A 319-nucleotide genomic window follows, 5' to 3' on the forward strand; every position below is an offset into this window, starting at 1 on the left:
GGACGATGCCGGTGATCATCGACCCGGCGAAGCCCTCCCAGGACTTCTTCGGCGAGATGGTCGGGGCCATCGGGTGCTTGCCGAAGAACACACCCGCCGCATAGCCGCCGATGTCGGACGCGATGGTCGCGACGATGAACGCGACGATCCGCCACGCACCATCGGGGTTGTCGAGCATGCGCACGACGAACGAGCCCATGAGGAACAGGTAGGCGAGGCAGAACACCCCGCTCGTGGCGTCACGCACGAACCCGTCAGCGCCGCCGGGGAGCCGGTAGACGAGGGTCGCCAGCACGGTGAGCGCCAGGACCGCCGCGGC

Annotated in this window: 1 protein-coding gene; it reads right to left on the bottom strand. The window is 68.7% G+C overall.

What is annotated here, in order from left to right; all coding sequences use genetic code 11:
* A partial coding sequence (locus D9V41_RS17195; protein WP_166376132.1) for a phosphatidate cytidylyltransferase occupies positions 1–319 on the bottom strand: 319 nt, incomplete at both ends.

The sequence above is a fragment of the Aeromicrobium phragmitis genome, from assembly GCF_003674095.1.
Taxonomy (GTDB): domain Bacteria; phylum Actinomycetota; class Actinomycetes; order Propionibacteriales; family Nocardioidaceae; genus Aeromicrobium; species Aeromicrobium phragmitis.